The 24,583-nt window shown below is 48.1% G+C and carries 22 protein-coding genes; 16 read left to right on the top strand and 6 right to left on the bottom strand.

Annotated features, from left to right (window positions below; genetic code table 11):
* Positions 1-15: 15 nt before the first annotated feature.
* The 5 genes from hsdR to DU481_RS01040 form a co-directional block, all read right to left on the bottom strand.
* The gene (hsdR, locus tag DU481_RS01020) at positions 16-2,418 is read right to left on the bottom strand and encodes an EcoAI/FtnUII family type I restriction enzme subunit R (protein WP_350131440.1); all 2,403 of its coding nucleotides are present in this window, start codon (positions 2,416-2,418) and stop codon (positions 16-18) included.
* A gap of 450 nt (positions 2,419-2,868) precedes the next feature.
* Positions 2,869-3,303 (bottom strand): type VII toxin-antitoxin system HepT family RNase toxin, encoded by a 435-nt coding sequence (gene hepT / locus DU481_RS01025; protein WP_350131442.1) that lies wholly within the window; start codon positions 3,301-3,303, stop codon positions 2,869-2,871.
* A complete protein-coding gene (gene mntA, locus DU481_RS01030; RefSeq protein WP_350131444.1) occupies positions 3,293-3,688 on the bottom strand; it encodes a type VII toxin-antitoxin system MntA family adenylyltransferase antitoxin in 396 nt (131 codons plus the stop codon). Before mntA ends, hepT begins: the two co-directional genes overlap by 11 nt.
* A gap of 95 nt (positions 3,689-3,783) precedes the next feature.
* Positions 3,784-6,699, bottom strand: coding sequence for an RNA polymerase-associated protein RapA (gene rapA / locus DU481_RS01035; RefSeq protein ID WP_350131446.1), 2,916 nt, complete (start codon positions 6,697-6,699; stop codon positions 3,784-3,786).
* A 246-nt stretch (positions 6,700-6,945) separates the two neighbouring features.
* Positions 6,946-7,710, bottom strand: coding sequence for a DUF2490 domain-containing protein (locus DU481_RS01040; RefSeq protein WP_350131448.1), 765 nt, complete (start codon positions 7,708-7,710; stop codon positions 6,946-6,948).
* A gap of 656 nt (positions 7,711-8,366) precedes the next feature.
* On the opposite strand from DU481_RS01040, the gene DU481_RS01045 reads away from it, so the two are divergent.
* Positions 8,367-8,675 carry a c-type cytochrome gene (locus DU481_RS01045; protein ID WP_107802802.1) on the top strand — a complete coding sequence of 103 codons (309 nt, stop codon included), beginning with the start codon at positions 8,367-8,369 and terminating at the stop codon, positions 8,673-8,675.
* A 40-nt stretch (positions 8,676-8,715) separates the two neighbouring features.
* Here the strand turns inward: DU481_RS01045 and hemN are convergent, their stop codons facing one another.
* Entirely contained in the window at positions 8,716-10,173 is a 1,458-nt protein-coding gene (hemN, locus tag DU481_RS01050; RefSeq protein WP_350131450.1) for an oxygen-independent coproporphyrinogen III oxidase, read from the bottom strand.
* A gap of 180 nt (positions 10,174-10,353) precedes the next feature.
* On the opposite strand from hemN, the gene fnr reads away from it, so the two are divergent.
* The 15 genes from fnr to DU481_RS01125 all read left to right on the top strand — a co-directional run bounded on the left by fnr (position 10,354) and on the right by DU481_RS01125 (position 24,509).
* Positions 10,354-11,103 carry a fumarate/nitrate reduction transcriptional regulator Fnr gene (gene fnr, locus DU481_RS01055; RefSeq protein WP_350131452.1) on the top strand — a complete coding sequence of 250 codons (750 nt, stop codon included), beginning with the start codon at positions 10,354-10,356 and terminating at the stop codon, positions 11,101-11,103.
* A gap of 272 nt (positions 11,104-11,375) precedes the next feature.
* Positions 11,376-12,101 (top strand): 30S ribosomal protein S2, encoded by a 726-nt coding sequence (gene rpsB / locus DU481_RS01060; protein WP_350131614.1) that lies wholly within the window; start codon positions 11,376-11,378, stop codon positions 12,099-12,101.
* Positions 12,102-12,303: 202 nt separating this feature from the next.
* On the top strand, positions 12,304-13,188 hold the full coding sequence (gene tsf, locus DU481_RS01065; protein WP_350131454.1) for a translation elongation factor Ts: 885 nt from the start codon (positions 12,304-12,306) through the stop codon (positions 13,186-13,188).
* A 49-nt stretch (positions 13,189-13,237) separates the two neighbouring features.
* Positions 13,238-13,954, top strand: a complete 717-nt coding sequence (pyrH, locus tag DU481_RS01070) for a UMP kinase (RefSeq protein ID WP_350131456.1) — start codon at positions 13,238-13,240, stop codon at positions 13,952-13,954.
* A gap of 50 nt (positions 13,955-14,004) precedes the next feature.
* Positions 14,005-14,562 carry a ribosome recycling factor gene (gene frr, locus DU481_RS01075; protein WP_292666917.1) on the top strand — a complete coding sequence of 186 codons (558 nt, stop codon included), beginning with the start codon at positions 14,005-14,007 and terminating at the stop codon, positions 14,560-14,562.
* Between the two features lies 1 nt (position 14,563).
* Entirely contained in the window at positions 14,564-15,325 is a 762-nt protein-coding gene (gene uppS / locus DU481_RS01080; protein ID WP_350131458.1) for a polyprenyl diphosphate synthase, read from the top strand.
* 20 nt (positions 15,326-15,345) lie between these two features.
* Complete coding sequence (locus DU481_RS01085; RefSeq protein WP_350131460.1) at positions 15,346-16,170, top strand: phosphatidate cytidylyltransferase; 825 nt, start codon at positions 15,346-15,348, stop codon at positions 16,168-16,170.
* Positions 16,167-17,354: a 1-deoxy-D-xylulose-5-phosphate reductoisomerase gene (gene ispC, locus DU481_RS01090; RefSeq protein ID WP_350131463.1), complete on the top strand. Its 1,188-nt coding sequence runs from the start codon at positions 16,167-16,169 to the stop codon at positions 17,352-17,354. Before DU481_RS01085 ends, ispC begins: the two co-directional genes overlap by 4 nt.
* A 152-nt stretch (positions 17,355-17,506) precedes the next feature.
* Positions 17,507-18,874, top strand: coding sequence for an RIP metalloprotease RseP (gene rseP, locus DU481_RS01095; protein WP_350131466.1), 1,368 nt, complete (start codon positions 17,507-17,509; stop codon positions 18,872-18,874).
* 3 nt (positions 18,875-18,877) lie between these two features.
* Complete coding sequence (gene bamA / locus DU481_RS01100; RefSeq protein WP_350131468.1) at positions 18,878-21,184, top strand: outer membrane protein assembly factor BamA; 2,307 nt, start codon at positions 18,878-18,880, stop codon at positions 21,182-21,184.
* A gap of 67 nt (positions 21,185-21,251) precedes the next feature.
* The gene (locus tag DU481_RS01105; protein WP_350131617.1) at positions 21,252-21,743 is read left to right on the top strand and encodes an OmpH/Skp family outer membrane protein; all 492 of its coding nucleotides are present in this window, start codon (positions 21,252-21,254) and stop codon (positions 21,741-21,743) included.
* A gap of 56 nt (positions 21,744-21,799) precedes the next feature.
* A complete protein-coding gene (fabZ, locus tag DU481_RS01110) occupies positions 21,800-22,243 on the top strand; it encodes a 3-hydroxyacyl-ACP dehydratase FabZ (protein ID WP_090315112.1) in 444 nt (147 codons plus the stop codon).
* A 24-nt stretch (positions 22,244-22,267) separates the two neighbouring features.
* Positions 22,268-22,864 carry a ribonuclease HII gene (rnhB, locus tag DU481_RS01115; RefSeq protein WP_350131471.1) on the top strand — a complete coding sequence of 199 codons (597 nt, stop codon included), beginning with the start codon at positions 22,268-22,270 and terminating at the stop codon, positions 22,862-22,864.
* A gap of 354 nt (positions 22,865-23,218) precedes the next feature.
* Positions 23,219-23,866, top strand: coding sequence for a hypothetical protein (locus DU481_RS01120; RefSeq protein WP_350131474.1), 648 nt, complete (start codon positions 23,219-23,221; stop codon positions 23,864-23,866).
* A gap of 217 nt (positions 23,867-24,083) precedes the next feature.
* The gene (locus tag DU481_RS01125) at positions 24,084-24,509 is read left to right on the top strand and encodes an Hsp20/alpha crystallin family protein (protein WP_090315116.1); all 426 of its coding nucleotides are present in this window, start codon (positions 24,084-24,086) and stop codon (positions 24,507-24,509) included.
* The last annotated feature ends 74 nt before the right edge of the window (positions 24,510-24,583 follow it).

Here is a 24,583-nt window from a genome sequence, read left to right on the forward strand (position 1 = left end):
GATTGATAGCTTGGATCAACCTTGTTTTTGTTCGTGACTGTCGTAGAGGGCTTGCTCAAGCTCCTTTACGGCTTGAGTGTATCGCTCGACGCTGCCGAAAATGCCGCGGCGGATCTGTGTTTTGCTACCAAACCGATCGAACGGCGGCAGCTCCAGTACCTTGGCGTCCTCGATGTCCTGCACACCGTGGTCGGCGAATTTGTCGAGCAGGGCTTCGAGTATGGCGCGGGCTTGCTCGCCGTACTTGCCAAACACGTCCCGTTTCTTGACGTTGTTGGCACGCTCACGGCGGGTGAGTGGTTTTTGGTCGAAGGCGACATGGGCGACCAGATCGAACACATCCAGCTCGCTGCCGTTGGCAACCGCCTGCTGCAAGATTTCGAGCGGCACGCCGTGGCCGGCCAGCTCGTCCAGCACGGCCTGCTTGCGCTCGGCACTGTTCCAGCGGCGCAGAAAGCCGGTCATCGTGCCGAACTCGGCTTGCAGCGCTTTTTTGATGTCGTCCTTGAGCAGAACGCGGTAGTCCTCGGTGATGAGCTTGCCATCGGCATCGAGGTATTGCGAGCGCTCCACTGCCACGCGCACATTGACGTCGTCGATGACGTATTTGATGCGGCCTTCGCCGCCACCGCCGGTGGAGCCGGGGACATAAGGCGGTGGTTCGGGTTCTCCAACACCCGGTGGATTTGTGTCTTCCGGCGGCACCACGGATTCATCGGGTTTGGGTTCATAGATCACCACCGGTTCGCCATCGAAGTTCGGATCAGCAAACAGGCGTGTGGCGCCCTTGAAGTCCATGATAGTGAAGTAGAGTTTCTGGTAATCTTCGCGCAGGCGTGTGCCACGGCCAATGATTTGCTTGAACTCGTTCATCGAGTTGATGTTTTGATCGAGCACGATAAGCTTGCAGGTCTTGGCATCAACCCCGGTGGTGAGCAGTTTGGAGGTGGTGGCAATGACCGGATACGGCTCGTCATTGTCGATGAAGTAGGAGAGCTGGGCCTTGCCTTCGTTGTCGTCGCCGGTGATGCGCATCACATAACGGCGGTTACTGGCGGCGGCTGGGATCAGTTTGACCAGCTCTTGCCGCATGCGCTCGGCGTGGTCCTGGTCATCGCAGAAAACAATGGTCTTGGCCATCGGGTCGGTGGCCTTGAGGTACTCCCATACCTTGCTGGCGACGAGCCGGGTGCGCTTTTCCAGTACCAGATTGCGGTCGAAATCCTTGATGTTGTACTGACGCTGTTCAATCGCTTGGCCGAGCTTGTCGACCTTGCCCTTCTCCGGCGTGTAACCGACGGCGTCCACATCGGTCGCGATGCGGATCACCTTGTAAGGTGCGAGAAAGCCGTCTTCAATGCCTTGTTTGAGCGAGTAGGTGTAGACCGGGTCACCAAAATAGGTGATATTGCTGATGTCTTTGGTTTCTTTGGGCGTAGCAGTCAAGCCTAAGTGTGTGGCTCCGCTGAAGTAATCGAGCACGTCACGCCACGCCGAGTCATCGGCAGCACTACCCCGGTGGCATTCGTCTATGACCACCAGGTCAAAAAAATCCGCCGGAAACTGGCGGTAGATCTGCTTCCACTCCTCTTTGCCGGTCACGGCCTGATACAGCGCCAGGTAGATCTCATAATTTTTCTTGACTTCCCGGTTAATGACTTTGTGCATCACCTCGCCGAATGGGGCGAAATCCTGTTGCATGGTTTGGTCAACGAGAATGTTACGGTCAGCCAAAAACAGAATGCGCTTCTTGGCTTTGGCTTTCCATAAGCGCCAGATAATTTGAAAAGCGGTGTAGGTTTTACCGGTGCCAGTGGCCATGACCAGCAACACGCGCTGTTGTCCTTTCGCAATGGCCTCGATGGCACGATTGGTGGCTACGCGCTGGTAATAGCGAGGTTCTTTGCCACTGCCATCCGAATAGAAAGGCTGCTCAACAAGCTTGACGACCGCGGGCTCGGTCAGTCCTTTCCACTGCTGGTACAGCCGCCAAAGGTCATCAAAGGAGGGAAATTCACCGAGTGATAGCTCTCGCTCGACAGGCGAGTTCAATCCAGTGCGATCATGTAGCAGGAAGCCATCCCCATTGCTGCTGATGGCAAATGGAACATCCAGCATTTCGGCATAAGCCAAGGCCTGTTGCATGCCATATCCAACCGGGAATTTAGCTTGTTTGGCTTCAATAACGGCGATAGGAACGTTGGGCCTTGCGTAGAGTACGAAATCGGCACGTTTCGGGCCGCCTTTGGCTTCGGGATTCTTGATGCGGACGGCAAGCCTGCCGCGCACCATGACGCGGCCATCGGTAAGATTCACTTCCTCGCGAAACTGGTGTTGTAGCCAGCCAGCTTGCTGGATGGCTGGGGTGATGAACTTGGTGCAGATATCCCGTTCGGATAGCTCCAGTTTGTTAATCATCTTTTCCTTCATCAACCTTGATAACATTTATCTTAGGTTTCAGGCCATGCTGCTGCGCGTAATCCAAAATCAACACCTTCATTTATCGAAGTGATAGAGCGTATTCACATTCATTAGCTACCCGCAATAACTGCTTAATGTTTGCAGAGGCACGGATGGACAAGGCTTAACTCTTGCGGGCTTCACGCATAGCCTTAATCTGAGAATGTATCGCAAATGTACTGCGTTTTGCTGCGTTGCACCAGTTCCACCGCAATGATGGCACTCAAGCCAAAGTACTTGAGTGTATTTTCGACAGCTCTTATTCTGAACCACCGAGAAATCCTCGATAGTTGGTTAGTTCCCAATGCTATTAGGGTACAAATCGAAATTGATCGCGGAGTTATCCCAAAAATTTTTCTTCCACTTCCATGCTGAATTGAGCCGAAGCAAAATCGCCACATTCCTACCTCATTCCTGCCGCCGCGCGTGCACAGCATCCTTGAGCAGCACTGCCTTGCTGTATTGCAAAAATTCGTCCAGATGGTTTTTGATTACCGCCACGGTGATCGGTAATTGCAGCGCCTGATACTCATGCACCGCAATGTTGCGAAACCCTACCATGCGCTTCAGTTTGTCCGCCAAGGCCGCATCGATCCAGCCCGCCTGCGCCAGCAGCGCAAACACATCGCGCGCGCTTTGCGGGATGCCCAGCCTTTCGCGGCGGATCAAGTGCTGACCCATATCCAGCGCCGCTTCGCAGGCGCGCTGAATGTTTAGAATGGCGGCGTCCTGCCGGGTGTGATTTTCGGCAAACGTGGTAGGATCAGCTTCGTACTCCTCGCGGGCGCGCAGCACGCAACGCTCAATGGTGGCGGCTTTGTTCAGCAAGACATCATCGGCCATACACGCTTCCCCGGTGTTGAATGTCATTGATCAGCGCGTAGCGCGCTTCGTCCAGCGCGGTCTTTTCGCTGAGAATAGCCGTCTCAAAAAGTGCCGCCTGACTATCTTTTTGCCACCAGCGCACGCCCGTGGTGATGATCTGGTATTGCATGACCGTCGACGCTGCTCGCAGATCGAGCAAATCCACGGCACAACCCGCAACATCGGCCAATTCTCCAGCCAGATCGAACAACAGCAATGGATCGGCATAACCGGCCACCAATACCGCCAGATCCAGATCGCTTTCAGCGTTGGCTTGACCCTGGATGCGGCTGCCAAAGGCATACAGCGCCAGCAGATCCGGTAAGCGGTTTTGCACTCGCTGCAAGATGATTTGCTGATTCATGCAGACTCCTGAGGTTTGGGTAACACGGGTTTGTATCATACCTCTCGCCAAAGTTGACCATGTTTATTTCGTCATTGCCGTGCTGCTGGATGGTTTCACGTCGCCACGATCACCCGCACGGCATCGAGCCGCAGGTTGCTGGATTGCAGCGCGGTGGTCAGTTGTTGCAACTGTTTTTCGAAGAACTGGATTTCCTCGTCGCGCACGTTCGGGTTGACTTGTTGCAGCGCTTTGAGGCGTTCGATTTCCGGAGCGAAGGTTTTCCGGATGCGCGTTTCAGCGGCGGCGATGAGTTGCGGGGCTTGCGCGCTGGCTTGTTGTTCGCTGGCGGTTAATAGCTCACGGATGGCGTCTTCTTTCAGTTGGATCACTTGCTTGGCGATGCCGGTTGCGACCGGTTGCAGGTGTTGATTGATCGAGTCGTGATCCAGGAACGGGTAGTCGCCGCTACCGTGTTCGTCGAGCACAATGCGGATTACGGCGGGCGGCAGGTAGCGGTTGCTTTGCTGCACGTTGTGTCCGCTGGCTTCGAGCACAAACAGGGTTTCCAGCAGCAAGGTACCGGGTTGCACTTGTTTGTGTTTCATCATGGCCACCACGGCGTTACCGTTTTCGTGGCTTAGAATCCGTTCCATGGCGTGCGTGACCATCGGGTGTTCCCACGTCAGGAAGTACATGTCCTCGTTGGCCAGCGCCACTTCGCGCGCGTAGGTGATGACCGAGCCTTCGTCCTGCAAGCCGGGAAACGGCATGCTCATGTGTTCGCTCGGTTCGATCAGAAAGCTACCGCTGCGGTGGTCTTCGATATGCACGCCGCAGCAATCGAATACCGTTTCCATGTATTGCGGCAGCAGCGGGTCGTTATCCTGCGCGCGTGCGGCATGCGTGAGCTGTTCCGCTGCGAGCGGCCGGAACGAATTGTATTCCAGCAGCTTGTCGCGCCCGCGGTCGAGCGCTTCGTTCAATTCCCGGTGCGCCGTTTGCGTGACGCCGATCAATCCGGCCAATGCTTCGGCCTGAGTCTGGCGCTGATGTAGCGCGGCGATGAGTTGTTCTTCGACTTTGACAAACACCGTTTGACCGGCCGGGCAGGTTTTCTCGAATGCATTCAAGCCTTCGTGATACCAATGGAACATCACCGCCAGCGCGCTGTTTTCCAAATAGGGCACATGGATTTGGATGGTGTCGGTCTGGCCGATGCGATCCAGGCGGCCAATGCGTTGCTCGAGCAAATCGGGATTGAGCGGCAAATCAAATAAAACCAGATGATGCGCAAATTGGAAATTGCGCCCTTCGCTGCCGATTTCCGAGCAGATCAGTACTTGCCCGCCGGTTTCCTTGTCGGCAAAGAACGCCGCGGCGCGGTCGCGCTCGATCAGACTCATGCTTTCGTGGAATACCGGAATGAATTGCCCGGTGGTTTCTTTAAGCGCTTGCGCCAGATCGCGCGCGGTTTGCGCATTGGCAGCGATGACCAGCACCTTTTCCGGTTTCACCCGCTTGAGCGTCGCGATTAGCCAATTCACGCGCGGGTCGATTTCGCTCCAGTACGGCTGATCGTCTTCGCATCGCACCTGGTAGATGAGTTCCGGGCATAGCAGCAATTGCGGCTTGGACAGTGGCGTGGTTTCAAACGTTACCAGGAACGGCAGGTATTCCGCCGGTAGCGGCAGCGGACTGGCGACCAGCTTGCGCGCGGGAAACCCTTTGACCGCCGCGCGGGTGTTGCGGAACAGAATGCGCCCGGTGCCATGCCGGTCGAGCAATGATTCCGCGAGTTTATTCCGGGCTTGCTGGTCTTGCAGTTCCGCCAGTAGTGCTTGGGCTTGGGCCGGGTCAAGCGTGTCCGCGATCAATTGGCGGGTGTCTCCGGTTAAGTCTTTCCCTTCGAGCAACGCTTCGACGGCACAGGCGATGGGTTCGTACGATTGTTCTTCGGTGACAAATCCGGAAAAACTGTTGAAGCGGTGCGGGTCGAGCAGGCGCAGGCGGGCGTAGTGGCTGGCTTTACCCAATTGTTCCGGTGTTGCGGTCAGTAACAGCACGCCCGGAGTGCGTGCCGCCAACTGCTCGATCATGGCGTATTGCGGGCTGGCGGTTTGTGGTGACCAGTGTAAATGATGCGCTTCGTCGACCACTAGCAAATCCCAGCGGCCTTCCAGCGCTTGTTCAAACCGTTTTGGATGCTGTCGCAGAAAATGTAGGCTGCACAGCACCAGTTGCTCGCTGTGAAAAGGATTCTCGTCTTGCTGATCTTTTTCGACTTCCTCGTCCTCATCGTCATCTTCATCGCTTGCTTCCAGCGACAAACAGCGTTCTTCGTCAAAAATGCTGAATTGCAAATTAAAGCGCCGCAGCATTTCCACTAACCATTGATGAATCAAGGTTTCCGGAACCACGATGAGCACGCGCTTGGCGCGCTCGGTAAGTAATTGCTGGTGCAAAATCAGACCGGCTTCGATGGTTTTGCCCAATCCGACTTCGTCGGCCAGCAGCACGCGCGGCGCAAAACGGCGGCCGATTTCACGGGCAATATAGAGTTGGTGCGGAATCAGGCTGGTGCGCGTGCCCACCAGTCCATACAGCGGGGCGATTGCCAGCTGGTTGCGGATCAGCAGTGTTTGATAGCGGATGCGAAACCATTTGTCCTGGTCGAATTGGCCGGTGAATAGGCGCTCGGACGGACGGTTCAATTGTACCTGCGGCGCTAGCCGGTCTTCCGCTAGCTCAGTCCGGCTGCCGTCTGCGCGGGTGCCGGTATAAACAATCAATCCATCGCGTTCGATCACGCCGGTGACTTTGATGACGGCGCCATCTTGACTGCTGACGGTATCGCCCGGTTTGAAGATTACCCGCGTTAGCGGCGCCGATTGCTTGGCGTATGAACGGGTTTCACCGGTTGCTTTAAACAGAATGGTGACGATCCGGTGTTCGACGGTTTGCACCGTGCCTAATCCCAGTTGCAGATCGACATCGCAGATCCAACACTGGCCTGGTTTAAAATCTTGCATGTGTTACTTTGTGAGTGGTCGAAAAGGAGCAGTATAGTAATAGAATGCGAAGAAAAAGTTACTATTTCTTGTGTCTGCTGATATTCAATGCAGAAAATCGAGAATAAAGAGCCGGATTTTTGTATCCGCGAATACAATCTAGCGATTGTGGAAAAAAATTAGCCGGTTAATTTCCTAAGATTAGGAAATTAACCGGCTATTTGAAAACAAACTAGGTGTTAACTGCTTAGCATCACATAGTGTGTCTTAGAAGTTCAGGAATAAACTGGCTACAAAGTTATGCATCATTTGATCCGGACGTCTGCTGTGCGGTCTGTTGATGAATTGGTTCATGTAACCCATTTCAACGGTCGCATACTGATTGATTTTGTAACCCAATCCAACGAATGCCCGGTTCTGATCGTAACCGCGGGAAATAAAGCCAGGATTGTTATCAATGGTTGTCATGGCAATAAACAACTCGCTTTGAACGATGAAGCTTAAATTCGGATTGACTTGAGGCAATGGAACAGCCAATTTGACCAATTGACGGAACCGATGTGCTACATCATTTGCACCGGGAAGCGGTGCATTATGATCAAAGAAGCGTTGCTCGAAGCGGCTGCGCGCCGATAATCTACCGAATGAGAAATTATCCGCCCAGGTTATTTGCTCCCAAATCCGGTGCTCGTTGAATGGATGTCCTGACTTTAATGCTAAAGGTTCAGCAGTCGGTGCCCAAGCATAACCTGCCCACACAACAATTTTATCGGTTACCGCATAACCTAAGCCCGGACGAACTAACGATTGCGAAAATTGCGTAGCATCATTACCAAACCGGCCTTGTCCTTCCATCCACCATCTGAATTTTTTCAATTCGGGGTTTTGTGGGTTTACGAAACCGAAATTACCCTGTGAGAAAATACCTCCCCAAACTTCAAAATCTTCCGCCGTAGCGTCAGCAGCAGCTGGATTGCTCAGCGACAAGCCAAATGCAGCCAACAAAATAACAGTACTTATCTTTTTAAACATGCAATCTCCCTATTAATGCAATGTGATTTTACTAAACTGTTGGTTAATGTTTTGTTACCAATACAAAAAAACTCTACTGCATGCAACTGCTTCAATTATATTGATGATAGCGGGTTGCTAACTTCATTTTTTTAGCGTAACACTTGATTTTTTTGTAGAAAAAGAATTTTTGTCGTTCTTTTTACTACAGTGCTGCGCACAGTAGCATAGTAAATGTTAAGAAATTGTTAAGAATCACGCTTAACGTAAATGATGCTATTGTCATTAATTGTTATTAAAATTGAAGAGCCTAAATTAATAATAATTCAGAACTGCTGCGCACAATAACATGGGAAATGTTAAGAAATTGTTAAGAATTACACTTAATGCCAACAATGCTATTGAAACGGAGATTTTAATCAGTTTGGCAGCTTCGGCAAATATGCGTTATCTCATTGATTGTGTTGTATTCTTAGGTAATGCTCAATGCTCTTATTTACACCGGATGACCTCGGGATGCCGGGAAACTGTCTTAAAACATTTGTTTGGCAAGCTGTTATGATATTGGGTATGGTTGGTCTTCTAAAGCGCGGAGCTGATAAATTTTATAAGCAACCAAGTAGGGATCGGGATTACTCCCGGTATTTTTATTGAAGTAAATAAACTGGAGTCAGGGAATGAAAAAATTAAATTTTGCATTAACGATATCGGCGCTATTCATTTTAGTCGGCTGTGGCGCAAGCAAAGACTATACTCCGCCAGCAGATGCATCCGGAGAAACAATTTTTAGCTCTGCTTGTACAGAATGCCATAAGCCTTTAAGCGCTAATGTGGCAATGGTCTTAAGCGAAAAAGTGGCCAATAAGGATGCAATCATCAAGAAATTTCAATCGGGCAGTATGAGAATGCCGGCATTTAAGAATATTCAGGGTGAATCTGCCGACCGTTTGGCTGAATATATTTTAACGAATAGCCAAGTCAAATAATTCCAAATTACCTGGGAATCCAGTGATTCTCAGGTAAAACTCAAATGGGTATCGAGCGGTTTTTACGTTGCTGCACAGCGCGCAGATACTTATCAAAAACTGCGCAAATACTGCTCATCAATAATTGCCCCTTGGGCGTTACCGTAATTTCCTGATCATTTAGCGTGACCAAGCCAGCTTGTTCATAAACCGTGAGTTCTGCCAATTCCGTAGCAAAATAGTTTTTGAATTCAATGGGAAAATAGGCTTCTACCGACTCAAACGAAAGCACGGAATGACAAATAAGCGCTTGCATGACGGAGCGCCGGATTAAATCGTCGGGACTTAATTCGATACCGCGTCTGATCGGCAGAATATTGTGTTCCAGTTTGCTGTAATACTGCAGCAGATCGCAATCATTTTGGCTTAAAGCCGGGCCAATGCTTCCGATTCCCGAAACTCCCAATGCGACGCGATAGCTGTCAGGATAGATCGAATAACCTTGCAAACCGTAGTAAAGCCGGCCTTGACGTTGTGCAACGATCAGTTGATCATCGTGTTTTGTGAATAGATTCATGCCGATGTGCAGGTATCCTGCTGCCGTTAAACGGGCAATAGCAAGCAAAAGCATTTCCAATCCGGTTTCTATATCAGGTAAATCTTCCGGATTTATATTTTGTTGCGGTTTAAATTTTTCTGGCAGGTGCTGGAAATTTAATAAGTTAATTTGATCCGGGTCGGCCGTTATGATTTTTCCCAGCGTGTATTCAAACTTTTTTACAGTTTGCTTGGGTAACCCATAAATCAATTCCGTTCTTATTGTTTTAAAGCCGGCTTGTTGAGCGTCACGGATAGCAAGTAACGTGGCATTTTCTGTCTGAACGCGATGGACGGATTGTTGCACATGATCATCGAAATCCTGAACACCGATAATCGCGCAATTAAAACCTATTTCTTTCAAAGCCTGCATGGATAGATCAGGCATTTGCCGCGAATCGATTTCGATTGAGAATTCGCCGTCTTTTATCAGGTTAAAATTTCGTTGGATTTCTTTTAAGATACTGCTTAACTGAGCATCATTTAGCAGCGTTGGTGTGCCCCCTCCGAAATATAGCTGTTCTAGCTTCGGGTCTTCTCTGAAAAACTGCGCTTGTAGTCTTATTTCACGTGATAAGTAATCGAGATAGGTCGATATGCTGTCGTTTTTGTCAGTGATGATCTGATTAAACTGACAGTAAAAACATAAAGAACGGCAAAACGGGATGTGCACATATAATGAGATTGGCCGGCGGAAGTGCCCTGATTTGCAATTGTTCAACCATGTGGAATAGGTGCACGCATCAAATGTTTCGGCAAAGTAATCCGTCTCCGGGTACAAGCGATAATCAGCATTGTAAATACCGAACCGGCGAATGAGTTCGGAGCTGATTTGAAGCAAATCAGTAGATGAATCGGAAAATCTTAGTGGATGCACTGGGAATCTCATTTTGTGAAGAATTTTACCCAAAGAAATCTGCATTGATATGCCATCATTTACTGGTTTTCATAACCTAATGTATATAGTGCTGAATGCGATCAATTTAAAAAAGAATATCCACTCCTCCGGCAATATCGTAGAATTATGCTGCGGGTTAGAAATGTTAATTTTGATTCAGATCAATTAAAGCGTTGAAATGTAATTCCCAATTTGGAAAACACTTTGCTTAACGATACATCGCTACATCATCTCAATATCTCGCACATTCGATCTAGCTGCGCTACTTGCAGTTTGCGCGAGCTTTGCTTGCCTGTCGGTCTTAATGATCAGGAAATTCAGGTTCTGGGTGATGTCGTCAGCCATAAACGGAAAATTCAACGTGGCGGCTACCTGCATCGTACTGGTTCGAGCTTTCAATCCTTGTTTGCCATTCGTAGCGGATTTTTGAAGACCTCTGTGCTTGAGGAAGATGGACGTCAGCAAGTGACCGGTTTTCATATGACCGGAGAGCTGCTGGGTTTGGATGCCATCAGTACGGACACTCATACGTGCGATGCGATAGCGCTTGAGGATAGCGAAGTGTGTGAAATTCCCTTCGCCAAGCTGGAAGAGATTAGCCGCACCATCCCCTCTCTCATGCGTCATTTTCATAAAATCATGAGCCGTGAAATTGTCCGGGATCATGGCGTAATGCTGTTACTCGGCAGTATGAAGGCCGAAGAACGTTTGGCGTCATTTCTGCTCAATTTGTCACGCCGCTTTTTAATGCGCGGTTACTCCGAGTCAGAATTCAATCTCCGCATGACGCGCGAGGAAATTGGAAGCTATCTTGGTCTTAAATTAGAGACTGTCAGTCGTGCGTTTTCAAAACTGCAAGACGAGAATATCATCACTGTGGATAATAAACACATTCAAATAAATGATATTGCCCGCTTAAGACTGAAAATGGGAAACTCGTCCTGCATCACTTGAAAGTGATAGTTGCTAAAAAGCCATTAAATCTTCAACGATTATTATCATAGCGCCACGCTAGAAAAGCACTTGTTGCACATCCGTATTAATTGCCTGCGTTATTCTGTTCTTCTGTCAGCTTGAGTAAGCCAAGGAAAATGCTATATAATACTGCCATAATTTAACGGTCTATGCGGTAGTGCATGAAATACTAGTTGAATTAAATACACACATTCGCTCTTAATTTTGAATCATTAAAGCGAATGGAGGCTCAATCCTTAAGGAGAAAATTTATGTCAGTAACTATGCGTCAAATGCTGGAAGCAGGTGTTCATTTTGGTCATCAAACCCGCTTCTGGAATCCCAAAATGGCCCCCTATATCTTCGGCCATCGCAATAAAATTCACATCATCAATCTCGAAAAAACTTTGGTGATGTATGAAGAAGCCATGAAATATGTGCGTCAATTATCAGCAAACAAGGGTGTTATTTTATTTGTCGGTACTAAGCGCCAGGCGCGCGACATTGTGCGCGAGGAAGCCCAGCGTTGCGGATCACCTTACGTAGATCAACGCTGGCTAGGCGGAATGCTGACTAATTTCAAGACCATCAAGCAATCAATTAAGCGTTTACAAGAGATGGAAGTAATGACACAAGATGGAACGCTGGATAAGCTTGTGAAAAAAGAAGCGCTTGATCTTCAGCGCGAATTGGATAAACTCAATAGCAGCTTGGGCGGCATTAAGGATATGAAAGGATTGCCGGATGCGCTATTTGTCATTGATGTAGGTTATCAAAAAGGCGCTATTACAGAAGCCAGAAAACTTGGTATTCCGGTTATTGGTGTCGTTGATACTAATCATAATCCAGATAATTTACAGTACATTATTCCTGGAAATGACGATTCGAGCCGGGCGATACGCCTATATGCCCGCGGTGTGGCCGATGCCATTCTGGAAGGACGTAATCAATCTATTCAAGAAATCGTTCAAATGAGTGCAGAGGCTGAGCAAAGTTAAGGAATTTGCATTTTTTGAGAGCTGCCGCATGCGCGTAGCTACGTTGGGTATGAATACAATTTAACTGTTTCAAGGTAAGGCTTATCAACCTGTGGCGAATTTGAAGTTTGTTTAATTTGCCATTGAATGTTAAGTAAATTTTAATCTTATCTTGATTAAAATCTATATTCATTCATAAATTAATTTTGTAACTGGAGTAAATATGGCGGAAATTACCGCGAGCATGGTCAAAGAATTGCGTGAAATGACCGGTCTTGGCATGATGGAATGCAAAAAAGCGCTGGCAGAGACTGACGGTGATATGAAAGCGGCAGAAGATCTGTTAAGAATTAAAAGCGGTGCCAAAGCGAGTAAGGCAGCGGGGCGAATTGCTGCTGAAGGTGTCATTGGCGCGTATATTTCGACTGACAGCAAATGCGGTGCACTGGTTGAAGTTAACTGTGAAACGGATTTTGTGGCTAGAAATGAAGATATTATCAGTTTTGCCAAAAACTTAGCTGGGTTGATAGCCACAAAGAATATTACGGATGTTGCAGTATTAAGCGAAGCGGCGCTGCCGAGCGGTGAAACTGTTGAAACGGTTCGTAAAGCGTTGATCATGAAGCTGGGTGAAAATATCAGCATCCGCCGCTGCGGACGTCATGAAACACAAGGTCAGCTGGCTTATTATCTTCATGGCACTAAAATTGGTGTAATGATCGATTATACCGGCGGTGATGAAGTGCTGGGCAAAGATCTGGCTATGCACATCGCTGCAAGTAAACCCATGTGCGTTTCCAAAGAGCAAGTGTCCGCGGATGTTTTGGCGCATGAGCGGCAGATCTTCACGGCACAAGCGGCTGATAGCGGCAAACCGGCAAATATCATTGAAAAAATGGTCGATGGCCGCATTGCAAAGTATCTGGCTGAAATTACCTTATTAGGTCAGCCTTTTGTCAAGGATCCGGAACAAACCATCGAAAAATTACTGGCTAAAAAATCCGCCAAAGTAAACGGGTTTACGATGTTTGTGGTTGGAGAAGGGATAGAAAAGAAATCCGAGAATTTTGCGGAAGAAGTGAAAGCCCAGATGGAACAAGCAAAGTAGCACGAGTTATCATCTCTCCAACCTCTCCAATCTCTCCAATTAACGATCAATGACTGCTGTTGCTTATAAACGTATTTTACTGAAGCTATCTGGCGAAGCCCTGATGGGTGAAGATAAGTATGGGATCAATCATGCAGTGATGGGCAGAATTGTTGCTGAGATTCAAGAGGTCAGTAAATTAGGTGTTGAAATTGCCATAGTGGTTGGCGGCGGAAACATTTTTCGTGGCATGAAGTCCGCCAATGACGGGCTTGAGCGCGTTACTGCCGATTATATGGGCATGTTAGCCACTGTGATGAATGCCCTGGCACTGCAAGACGCCATGAAGCTTGTCGGCTTGGTGCCGCGAATACAATCTGCTTTACGCATCGAGCAAGTCGTGGAACCTTATATCCGCGGACGTGCCATTCGTTATCTGAAAGACGGCAGGGTGGTAATTTTTGCGGCAGGAACGGGCAATCCTTTTTTTACCACTGATACCGCAGCCGCTTTGCGAGGCATGGAAATGAATGCGGATATCATGCTTAAGGCAACCAAGGTGGATGGCATTTATACCAGTGATCCTAAGATTAATCCGGAAGCGACGCGCTTTCACCAGTTATCTTTTGATGAAGCGATTGCGAAGAATTTACAGGTAATGGATGCAACAGCACTGACGCTATGCAGGGATCAAAAATTACCGCTCAATGTATTCAGTATTTTCAAGACTGGCGCTCTTAAACGTATAATAACAGGAGAGGATGAAGGAACGTTAGTGACGGTCTGATGCTACGATAGTCGGGTCTTCTGAAATAGATTCAAGAGGGATAGGATATTATGATTGCCGATGTAAAAAAATCCGCTGAACAAAAAATGCAAAAAAGCCTGGAAGCATTGAAAGTGGATTTGAGTAAAGTTAGAAGCGGGCGAGCACATACTGGTTTACTGGACCATGTCACTGTTGATTATTATGGCACGCAAACGCCGATCAACCAAGTCGCCAATATCAATCTCATAGACGCGCGGACGATCGGAGTTATTCCTTGGGAAAAGAAAATGGCTAACGCTATTGAGAAGGCTATTCGCGAATCTGATCTGGGTTTAAATCCGATGCCGGTAGGTGAAACGATTCGTGTGCCCATGCCGGCGCTTACTGAGGAACGCCGCCGTGACTTGATCAAAGTGGTTAAGCATGAAGCCGAAGCAGTGCGAGTGGCCATGCGCAATATTCGCCGGGATGCGAATACACACTTGAAAGACTTATTAAAGTCTAAAGACATATCAGAAGACGAGGAACGCCGGGGTCAAGACGAAATTCAAAAGTTAACAGATCGTTATATCTTAGAAATTGATAAGGTTTTACAGGTTAAGGAAGCCGAACTGATGGCGGTTTGATATGCCTCAAGGCCCGAGTTCAACCCCAGAATTACCTGAAACAGGTTCAATACCCAAACACATCGCTATTATTATGGATGGTAACGGCCGTTGGGCACAAAGCCGTTACATGCCTCGGATTGCCGGTCATAAGCAAGGTGTCGAAACAGTTCGCGGCGTTATTAAAGCCTGTATGGAACGCGGTGTTACCTTCCTCACACTATTTGCTTTCAGCAGCGAAAACTGGCGGCGGCCTACGGATGAAGTTACGTCTCTCATGCAACTGTTTCTTGGCGCATTGGAGCAAGAAATCGCCAAATTGCATGAAAATGGCATCCGTTTTAAAGTCATTGGCGACATATCAAAATTCGATCCTAAAATCGTAGAATTCATTCGCCTTGGCGAGCAACTCACTGCCAATAATACGCGTCTCACATTTACGATTGCGGCCAATTATGGCGGCCGTTGGGATATCATGCAGGCCATGCGCAAGATGATGGCACAATCAAAAGATCTGCCGCTTAACTTTGAAGAAGAAAGTTTGGCGCAATATCTATCCATGAGTTATGCGCCCGAGCCGGACTTATTCATCCGTACCGGCGGGGAATATCGCGTCAGTAATTTTTTATTATGGCAACTGGCCTACACCGAATTATATTTCACCAATACCTTATGGCCGGATTTTGACGAGCATGAACTTGAATTGGCCATCCAGTCTTACCAGCAGCGTGAGCGCCGCTTTGGCCGTACCAGCGAGCAACTGCAAATGTTACTTGTCCGCTGAAGGGTAAAAGTAGCCTTTTTATGCTTAAAACCCGCATCCTAACTGCAATTATCATTCTTCCTTTGTTCTTGTCGGCATTGTTTTTCTTGCAAGATATCTTTTGGGCTATTGTGTTACTGTCACTGACAGTGATCGGGTCGCGCGAATGGAGCCGGTTAGCCGGATTTTCGGTAAGAAATACCATCATTTTTATGCTCCTGACTACATTCATTGGGGGAGAATTGTTGTTTCAGATGAGTGAATCGTTAAAAACCAACGTTTACTCTTCAGATTTGATCTGGGTTTATATTGTATCGGCCGCTTTTTGGGTCATCAGTGTGCCACCCTATCTGAATCAGCTTTACACTATTAAAAATCCGCTACTCTTGATGTTGGCTGGCTGGATGCTTTTGTTACCCACATGTCTCGCGCTGTATCAATTGCGCGCTATCAGTCCGGCGCTTTTACTGGGCCTCATGGCTACTATCTGGATTTCCGATACTGCGGCGTATTTCACCGGAAGATCATTGGGTAAGCGAAAACTCGCCAGTCAGATCAGCCCGAATAAAACCTGGGAAGGTGTATTTGGCGCTCTTATCGCAGTAATCATTTATGGCCTGGCTTGGGATTTTTGGTTTATTGAAGAATCTTTGGCGGTTAAATTGATACCGTTACTGTTGCTGATGGCGATATTGGGTATCGTCGGCGATTTATATGAATCGCTGATGAAACGTCAGGCTGGAGTTAAGGATAGTGGAAATATTCTGCCGGGTCATGGCGGTATTTTAGATCGAATCGACGCTTTGACCGCTTCGCTGCCATTTGCCATTTTAGCCTTACTCATTTTTTATTCTCCAGCACTATGAAAACTATCCGTCAAATCACTGTTCTTGGCTCTACCGGCAGCATCGGGGAGAGCACGCTGGATGTTATCGCACGGCATCCGGACCGTTTTCAGGCTTTTGCATTAACGGCCAATCACAGTGTCGAAAAAATGCTCGCGCAGTGCCAGCGCTTTCAGCCGCGATTTGCGGTCATGCTGGATACGGCCAGTGCCGGGCAACTGGCTGATGCAATTAAAGCAGCCGGGATCCGGACGGAAGTTCTGGCCGGTATCGAATCGCTGGAAAAGGTCGCCTCCCTTCCCGAAGTCGATGCCGTGATGGCTGCCATTGTGGGCGCAGCCGGTATCCGCCCGACGTTTGCGGCAGCACGAACCGGAAAACTGGTGCTGCTCGCCAATAAAGAAACGTTGGTCATGGCCGGGCGTATTTTTATGGATTTGGTCAAACAGCACAATGCCACATTATTACCGATCGACAGCGAGCATAACGCTATCTATCAGTCATTGCCGCACCATTTCAATGGCAATTTGGCGGCAGCCGGTATCAGCCGCATTCTACTAACCGCTTCGGGCGGGCCATTCCGTCGCGCACCGTTAGAATCACTCGCGAGCGTTACGCCGGAACAAGCCTGTGCGCATCCGAATTGGGACATGGGGCAAAAAATTTCGGTGGATTCCGCCACCATGATGAATAAAGGATTGGAAGTGATTGAGGCGCATTGGCTGTTTGAGGCGCCACCGGAGAAAATCCAAGTGGTGATTCATCCGCAAAGTGTCATTCATTCCATGGTTGCTTATGTCGATGGCTCGGTCATTGCGCAATTGGGGAATCCGGATATGCGCACACCCATTGCCCATGCGATGGGCTTTCCCGAGCGGATAGAAAGTGGAGTATCCGCTTTAGATATGTTCAAGGTTGCTCACCTGGATTTTGAAGAGCCTGATTTTAAAAAATTCCCGTGTTTGAAATTAGCCTATCAAGCACTCGCCGCAGGCGGAAATATGCCCGCAGTGCTGAATGCTGCCAATGAGATCGCAGTGGAATCGTTTCTTAAAAGACGTATGCCGTTTACCGCCATCCCGACCATGATTGCGCATGCCATGGAAACAGTACGGCAAGAAGAAATGGTGACATTGGATGACGTATTGAAAACAGACACACTGGCCCGTGATGTCGCGCGGAATTGGCTTGCAAACCTGCAATAATCCTCGTGAGAAAATTGTTGCAGTGACTAGATTCTATTTTCCTGAATTAATGATAGTATCGCGTATTATTCAATCAGCATCAGCAGTGAAATGATAAGTATCGTGCGGTCACAACCCTCCCTCTACCTGCATCCCTTACGTAATAATCCACTATGTCAATAACCTATACTATCATTTCGTTCATACTGGCCCTGGGTATATTGATTACATTTCATGAGTTTGGCCATTATCTGGTAGCACGTTGGAATGGTGTGAAAGTACTGCGGTTTTGCATTGGATTCGGTCAACCCATTTTCCGTAAACGCTGGGGAAAAGACCGGACAGAATGGGTGATTGCCGCAATTCCACTGGGCGGCTATGTCAAGATGCTGGATGAAAATGAAGGCCACGTTGCAGCGGAGGATTTACCGCGCGCATTCAACCGTCAGCCGGTTGCCCGGCGTTTCGCTATCGTAGCTGCGGGACCTATAGCCAATTTTTTGTTAGCGATTGTTTTATATTGGCTGCTCTTCATTCTCGGTGTTAATGGTATGAAGCCCGTGGTGGGTCCGGTTGAACCTGCAACGGCTGCCGCCCATGCACAATTTGTAGAAGGCGAGACCATTGTCAGCATCGAAAACGAGCCGGTCGCCAGCTGGCAGGATGCGCGTTGGGCTTTATTACGATACGCTATTGATCAATCCGCGAACGTAACGATGCAAACCGTTAATAAAAATGGCGAAATCAATTTGCGCAAACTGGATCTAAGCCGTGTCGATCCGGATAAGCTTAATGAAAATTTTCCAGGTATTATTGGACTCACCAGTTATCAACCCATCATCAAGCCAGTCATCGGACAGGTCATAGCCGATGGTGCTGGCAACAAAGCCGGACTGCAAGCAGGCGATGAAATCATCGCTGTCTATGATACGGAAATCCATACTTGGATGGATTTTGTCAAAGAAATACGCTCGAGCGCCGGACGGACACTGGAGCTGGAGATTTTGCGCAGCGGCGAAATGATCGCGCTGACTGTTACGCCGGAAACAACGGTTGAAAATGGCAAGCAAGTCGGCAAAATCGGTGTGGCGCCAGTTATCCATCAGGCTGAGTTTGACGAATTGCTCGTCACCGTCAGTTATTCTCCCGGCAAAGCATTCCAAAAAGCCATCGAGAAGACTTGGGAAACGACCATACTGACATTGCAAATGCTGTCCAAAATGATCACGGGCGACGTTTCCCTGAAAAATGTCAGCGGACCGATTTCCATTGCCGATTATGCCGGTCAATCCGCGCAGATGGGGCTGGTATCTTATCTCGCTTTTCTGGCATTAATCAGTGTCAGCATCGGTGTTTTAAACTTATTGCCGATCCCGATTCTGGATGGCGGGCACCTGATGTACTATCTCATTGAAATCATAAGAGGCAATCCGCTTCCTGACAAAGCCATCATCATTGGGCAGAAGATTGGCATGGCCATGTTGTTTACCCTGATGACATTTGCCATCTATAACGATATTAACCGGCTTATTACTGGCTAGATAATGAAATTCCAGCATTTTGCCGTTGCACTTGTCAGCTTTTTTTATGCATTCTCCTGTTGGGCCAGCGATTCTTTCATTGTCAAAGATATCCGTGTGGAAGGCATACAACGTACCGAAGCTGGCACGGTATTCAGCTATCTGCCGATTAAAGTCGGCGATGCTATGAATGAAGACAAAGCCACCGAGGCGATCAAGGCGCTTTATGCAACTGGTTTTTTCAAAGATGTAAAATTAAAATCCGAGAACAACATCTTGATCGTGGAAGTTGTAGAGCGGCCGGCAATTGCGCAAATCAGTATCAATGGCGCGAAGGAATTCGAGAAAGACAAACTGCTCGAAGGATTAAAACAGGCAGGCATATCGGAATCGCGGATTTTCAGTCGTTCGTTGTTGGAAAGGGCGGAGCTGGAATTGAAGCGTCAGTACATCAGTCGTGGCAAATATGCTGTCAAAATTACCACAACCACAACGCCTCTTGAACGTAACCGTGTGGCGATTAATTTTGACATCAAGGAAGGCCGCACGGCCAGAATTAAAAAAATAAGTTTTGTCGGTAATGAAAAATTTCCTGACAAAGAGTTGCGTGGCATACTGGTTCTCAGGAAACCTGATTTACTGAGCTGGTTCACCAAAAATGACCAATATTCAAAGCAGAAACTAGCTGCCGACTTGGAAACGCTGCGCTCTTATTATTTGGATCGCGGCTATCTTGAATTCAATATTGAATCAACGCAAGTATCGATTACACCGGACTTACGCGACATCTATATCACCATCAATGTGACCGAAGGCGCTCAATATACCGTCTCCGATATCAAAGTGGCTGGCGATACCATTGTGCCGGAAGAAGAATTGCGCAAACTGATATTACTCAAAAGCGGCACGGTATTCGCCCGGCAAAAGCTGACCGAGTCGATCAAATCCATGACCGACCGCCTGGGTGACGATGGTTATGCTTTTGCTAATATCAATGCATCGCCGGAAATCGATCATGAAAAACGGCAAGCTGGATTTACATTCTTTGTTGATCCCGGCCGCCGGGTTTATATCCGGAAAATTAACATCACAGGTAACGACCGCACACGTGACGAAGTGATCCGGCGCGAGTTCCGGCAAATGGAAGGCGCTTGGTATTCCACGAAAAATATCAATCTCTCCAAAGTGCGTGTGGACCGTTTATTTTTCTTTAATAGCGTCAATGTCGAAACGCCCGCCGTACCCAATAAAACGGATCAGGTGGACATCAATGTCAAGGTGGAAGAAAGACCGACCGGGTCCATCATGTTCGGTGCGGGTTATTCGCAACAACAAGGTATTATTCTGAATGGCTCGGTTTCTCAGAACAATATTTTTGGCACCGGTAATTTTTTCAGTCTGGATGTTAATACCGGTCTTATCAATAAAACCTATGCCGCTTCATTCACCAATCCCTATTTTACCGTGGACGGAGTCAGTCTCGGTTTCGATGTTTACAAGCGGGATTTGAATACCCGGCCTTTGACGCAGGTTGGCGCATTTAAAACGGAAACTGTCGGGGCTGGCGTCCGGTTGGGTATACCCATTGCCGAAGGCGATATCGTTTCTTTCGGATTGGCTGCGGAAAATACCCATATCGGAACTTTTGACGATAGCCCAAGGCGTTATCTGAACTTTGTCAAGGAATTTGGCACATCGACCAATAATTTCCCGTTGACCATCAGCTGGGCTCGAGACCGCCGTGACAGCGCCATCTGGCCCACTTCCGGCACGACGCATCGATTGTTCGGTGAAGTCAGTGTGCCCGGCGGGGATTTGAATTACTACAAAGTCAGTTACAATCAAAAATGGTATTTTCCCATTACCGATTTCTTCACTTTGATGCTAAATGGCGAAGCCGGTTACGGTGACGGATATACCGGAAATACATTGCCGTTCTTCAAAAACTTTTTTGCTGGCGGTAATAATTCCGTGCGAGGGTATAATTTGAACTCTTTGGGTCCTCGTGATCAGTTTACAAATACCTCAAACAGCAATTCAATCTTGTTCGCCGTTGGCGCCAGCAAGCGTGTTGTGGGTAATATCGAACTGATGTTCCCGGTGCCCTTTATGAAAGACGATCGATCGTTGCGCTTGAGCACATTCCTGGATGGCGGTACCACATTCAATAAATTCGGCGATCTGAATAATTTTATGCGTTACTCGGCCGGATTGGCGCTCACTTGGGTCTCACCGATGGGGCCATTGAAAGTTAGTATTGCGCAACCCTTGAATGATCAGCCCGGCGATAATTTGCAAAGATTCCAGTTCATGTTCGGGCAACAATTCTGATTTAGTTGAGACTCCGGTAGTGTATATGTTGCAACAACAAATCAATCAACAGCGGCGCAATCTGGTTATGGCGGTAACTGCCGCTATCATTGCCTGTGGATTCACGGTTGCCTTTGCTGGTGATATCAAAATCGGCGTAGTGAATACCGAAAAAATTCTGCGCGAATCCGCGCCGGCGATCCAAGCGCAGAAAAAAATCGAGCAGGAATTCGTGCCGCGTGACGAAGATATCAAGAAAATGGCTTTGGAAGCCAAGAACCTGCAAGATAAGCTGGAAAAAAACAGCATAAAGATGGAAGAAACCGAACGGCGCAACCTGGAAAGAAACCTCGCCAATCTGAGCCGGGAATATCAACGCGCGCAGCGTCAAATGCGAGAAGATCTAAGCGTGCGTCAAAATGAAGAATACAGCATCATCCTGGAGCGCACCAATCGTGCTATCAGCAAAATCGCTGAAGCGGAAAATTATGATCTGATATTGCAATTGCAAGACTCGGTGTATAGAAGCCAGCGCATCGATATCACGGATAAAGTGATTAAAACGCTCGACAAAGAATAACAAGTCACAATTCAATCAATGTTGATTGCGTCCCTAGGGCTAGAAAGGAAAATAAAATGAGCACTATGAATATTCACGAAATCTTAAAATACTTACCGCACCGCTACCCGATTTTACTGGTAGACCGGGTCATTTCATATGAGGCGGGTAAGGATATCGTCGCATTGAAAAATGTTTCCATTAATGAGCCGTTTTTTTCCGGACATTTTCCCCATCATCCCGTCATGCCGGGTGTTTTGATTGTCGAAGCATTAGCGCAAGCTGCCGCGATTCTGACGCTGAGAACCGAAGATACGGTTAACAAAGAAGACACGGTTTACTATTTTGTCGGTATCGACGGTGTCCGTTTCAAGAGACCGGTCATTGCCGGTGATCAGTTAATCCTCAAAGTCGCCATCGAACGGCAAATCAAAGGACTGTGGAAATATTCGGCGCGTGCGGAAGTCGATGGACAACTGGTGACTGAAGCTCAACTGATGTGTACCGCTAGAAGTGTCTAGGATCCAATCCTATCGATTAAAATAGTGACTGGCAACGGAGCTGAAGCTGCCGCTAATGAACTGATTTGCGGCGTCGATGAGGCTGGCCGGGGACCTCTCGCCGGACCCGTTTATGCAGCCTGTGTGATACTGAATTCCGATCACCCGATTACTGGATTGGCCGATTCTAAAAAGCTCAGTGAAAACAAGCGCGATGCGCTTGCAATCATGATCAAACAACATGCTGCCGCATGGGCTGTGGCATCGGCCACAGTCGAAGAAATCGATCAGCTCAACATCCTGCAAGCAAGCTTATTGGCCATGCAACGTGCCGTGAGAAGCTTACCGTTTGTGCCTGATATCGCACTCGTCGATGGAAATCAAAGCCCGCGCTTGCCATGTCCGGTGCGCACCATCATCCGGGGTGACAGTCTGATACCCGCCATTTCAGCCGCTTCCATTTTAGCCAAAACTGCGCGTGACGCAGAAATGAAGCGATTGCACCAGCTTTATCCGTGCTATGGCTTTGATAAGCACAAAGGCTATGGAACCAAAGCGCATTTGGCCGCACTGCAAGAATATGGCGCTTGCAAAATACACCGGCAAAGTTTTGCGCCAGTAAATGCCTTAAACTTGCGATGATCATTGAGTCGCCACGATGCCTTTCATACCGCATCATCTTTTAAAACCAAGTTAGAGCCGTAGGATGTGCTGAGCGCAGTGAAGCGCATCATTCGCAATGGATGCCTTTCTATCGTGCCGTAAGGTAAATCACAATACCATTGCGCAAGCATGGCGTTTTACAGTAAATTACCAGATAAACCCGTAACCGCTTGTTTATTTTTGCCTAATATCGGGACGCTTTTAGCGATTGAGCTGATTAATGCCAGTGAATCGTTCCGATAGGTGGAGCTCGCTATACTCGAGATTCACTCAGTTTGGCTTTCAACAATGTTATGATTTGCTCCTGAATATGAACCCATCGCTGGAGAAATCATGCGTGACTCAGAACCTCAATTCGGTTTGAATTTTAATTTCATCGTGCCAATTGCCATGTTGGCTGTTTTATTGCTGGTGCCTTTTTCGATCAATGCGGTGTTGCATATGTTGTCGGCTAAAAGGCTACACAATCCGGTGATCATGAAATTGCCGCTGGATAGCACGGTGATTACGATTCCGTCGGAGGTGAAACAATATGAACCGTTTGAGGTGGCGGTCAATCTGGAAACAAAACATCTTGCTAAGTTTTTGAATGAGATTGTAGCGACGGCGTCCGAAGGGACTTCGATACAGGGAATTCGCGGTGTTGTGTCGCCCAATATGAAGGCCGAGATCACTGGCGATGGTTTTGAAATTGACAGATTGGGCGCGCAGGATCCGGTTTCGGATTATGGCGGTACAGCTAAATGGCGCTGGCGCGTGACGCCGGAATCATCCGGGGAGCAGGTTTTGAAGTTTCAGTTGCATATAGTGACGCAAGATAATGCGCAGGCAGACACTAAAGCGCTGGGTCTCGCCGAAGCGAATTTTTCCGTTCAGGCGAATCTGTCGGAGTGGATGAAACGGAATGGAGTCTGGGTTGCTTTGCTGCTAGCGGTGCTTGCGGCTGCCTATTATGGTTTGCGGCGGCGTTACGCGCGTTAGCTACATATCTGATTTGTATTGAGAATTATAATAAGTGTATTGAGTGACTTTTCCGGGGTGCTTGAAAAAAAATAATTGATCCTTATATCAAGTTTGAAAGTGTACTTTTTGTAACTGTGAGAACGCTGCATTAAACCTAGAGCAATTTGAGATTGAATGAGGCGTTGATGTTGAACTTACACAATGTGCTTTTTTAATTGATAAGGAGAAATTGAGTATGGCTATTACACGTTATGAACCTTGGGGATTGTTGAGTCAACTGCAAAGAGAATTGGAACGCAGTGTCGCTGAAGGCTCTACCGCAACGGCGGAGTGGTCTCCCGCGGTGGATATTAGGGAAGAAGCAGATAAATTTGTTATTCATGCGGATATTCCGGGGGTAAAACCGGAAGAAATCGATATCAGCATGGAAGATGGCGTACTCACCATCAAAGGTGAGAAAAAATCCGAAAGTAAAACCGAAAAAGAAGGCTACAAACGCGTTGAGCGTACGTACGGCTCCTTCTATCGCCGCTTCAGTCTGCCGGATACCGCTAACGCTGAAGCGATTTCCGCATCGTCAAAACACGGTGTGCTGGAGGTGGTTATACCGAAGCGTGAAGCTGTGCAACCGAAGAAAATTAGCGTCACTGCGGCTGAGTAATGCAGTCTTTTTGACGCGCAACCGTGCGAAATGGAGCCTTCGGGCTCCATTTTTATTACTCCTGTTTTTGCCAA

Origin of the sequence: Nitrosomonas sp., from assembly GCF_040240425.1 — a bacterium.
GTDB lineage: Bacteria > Pseudomonadota > Gammaproteobacteria > Burkholderiales > Nitrosomonadaceae > Nitrosomonas.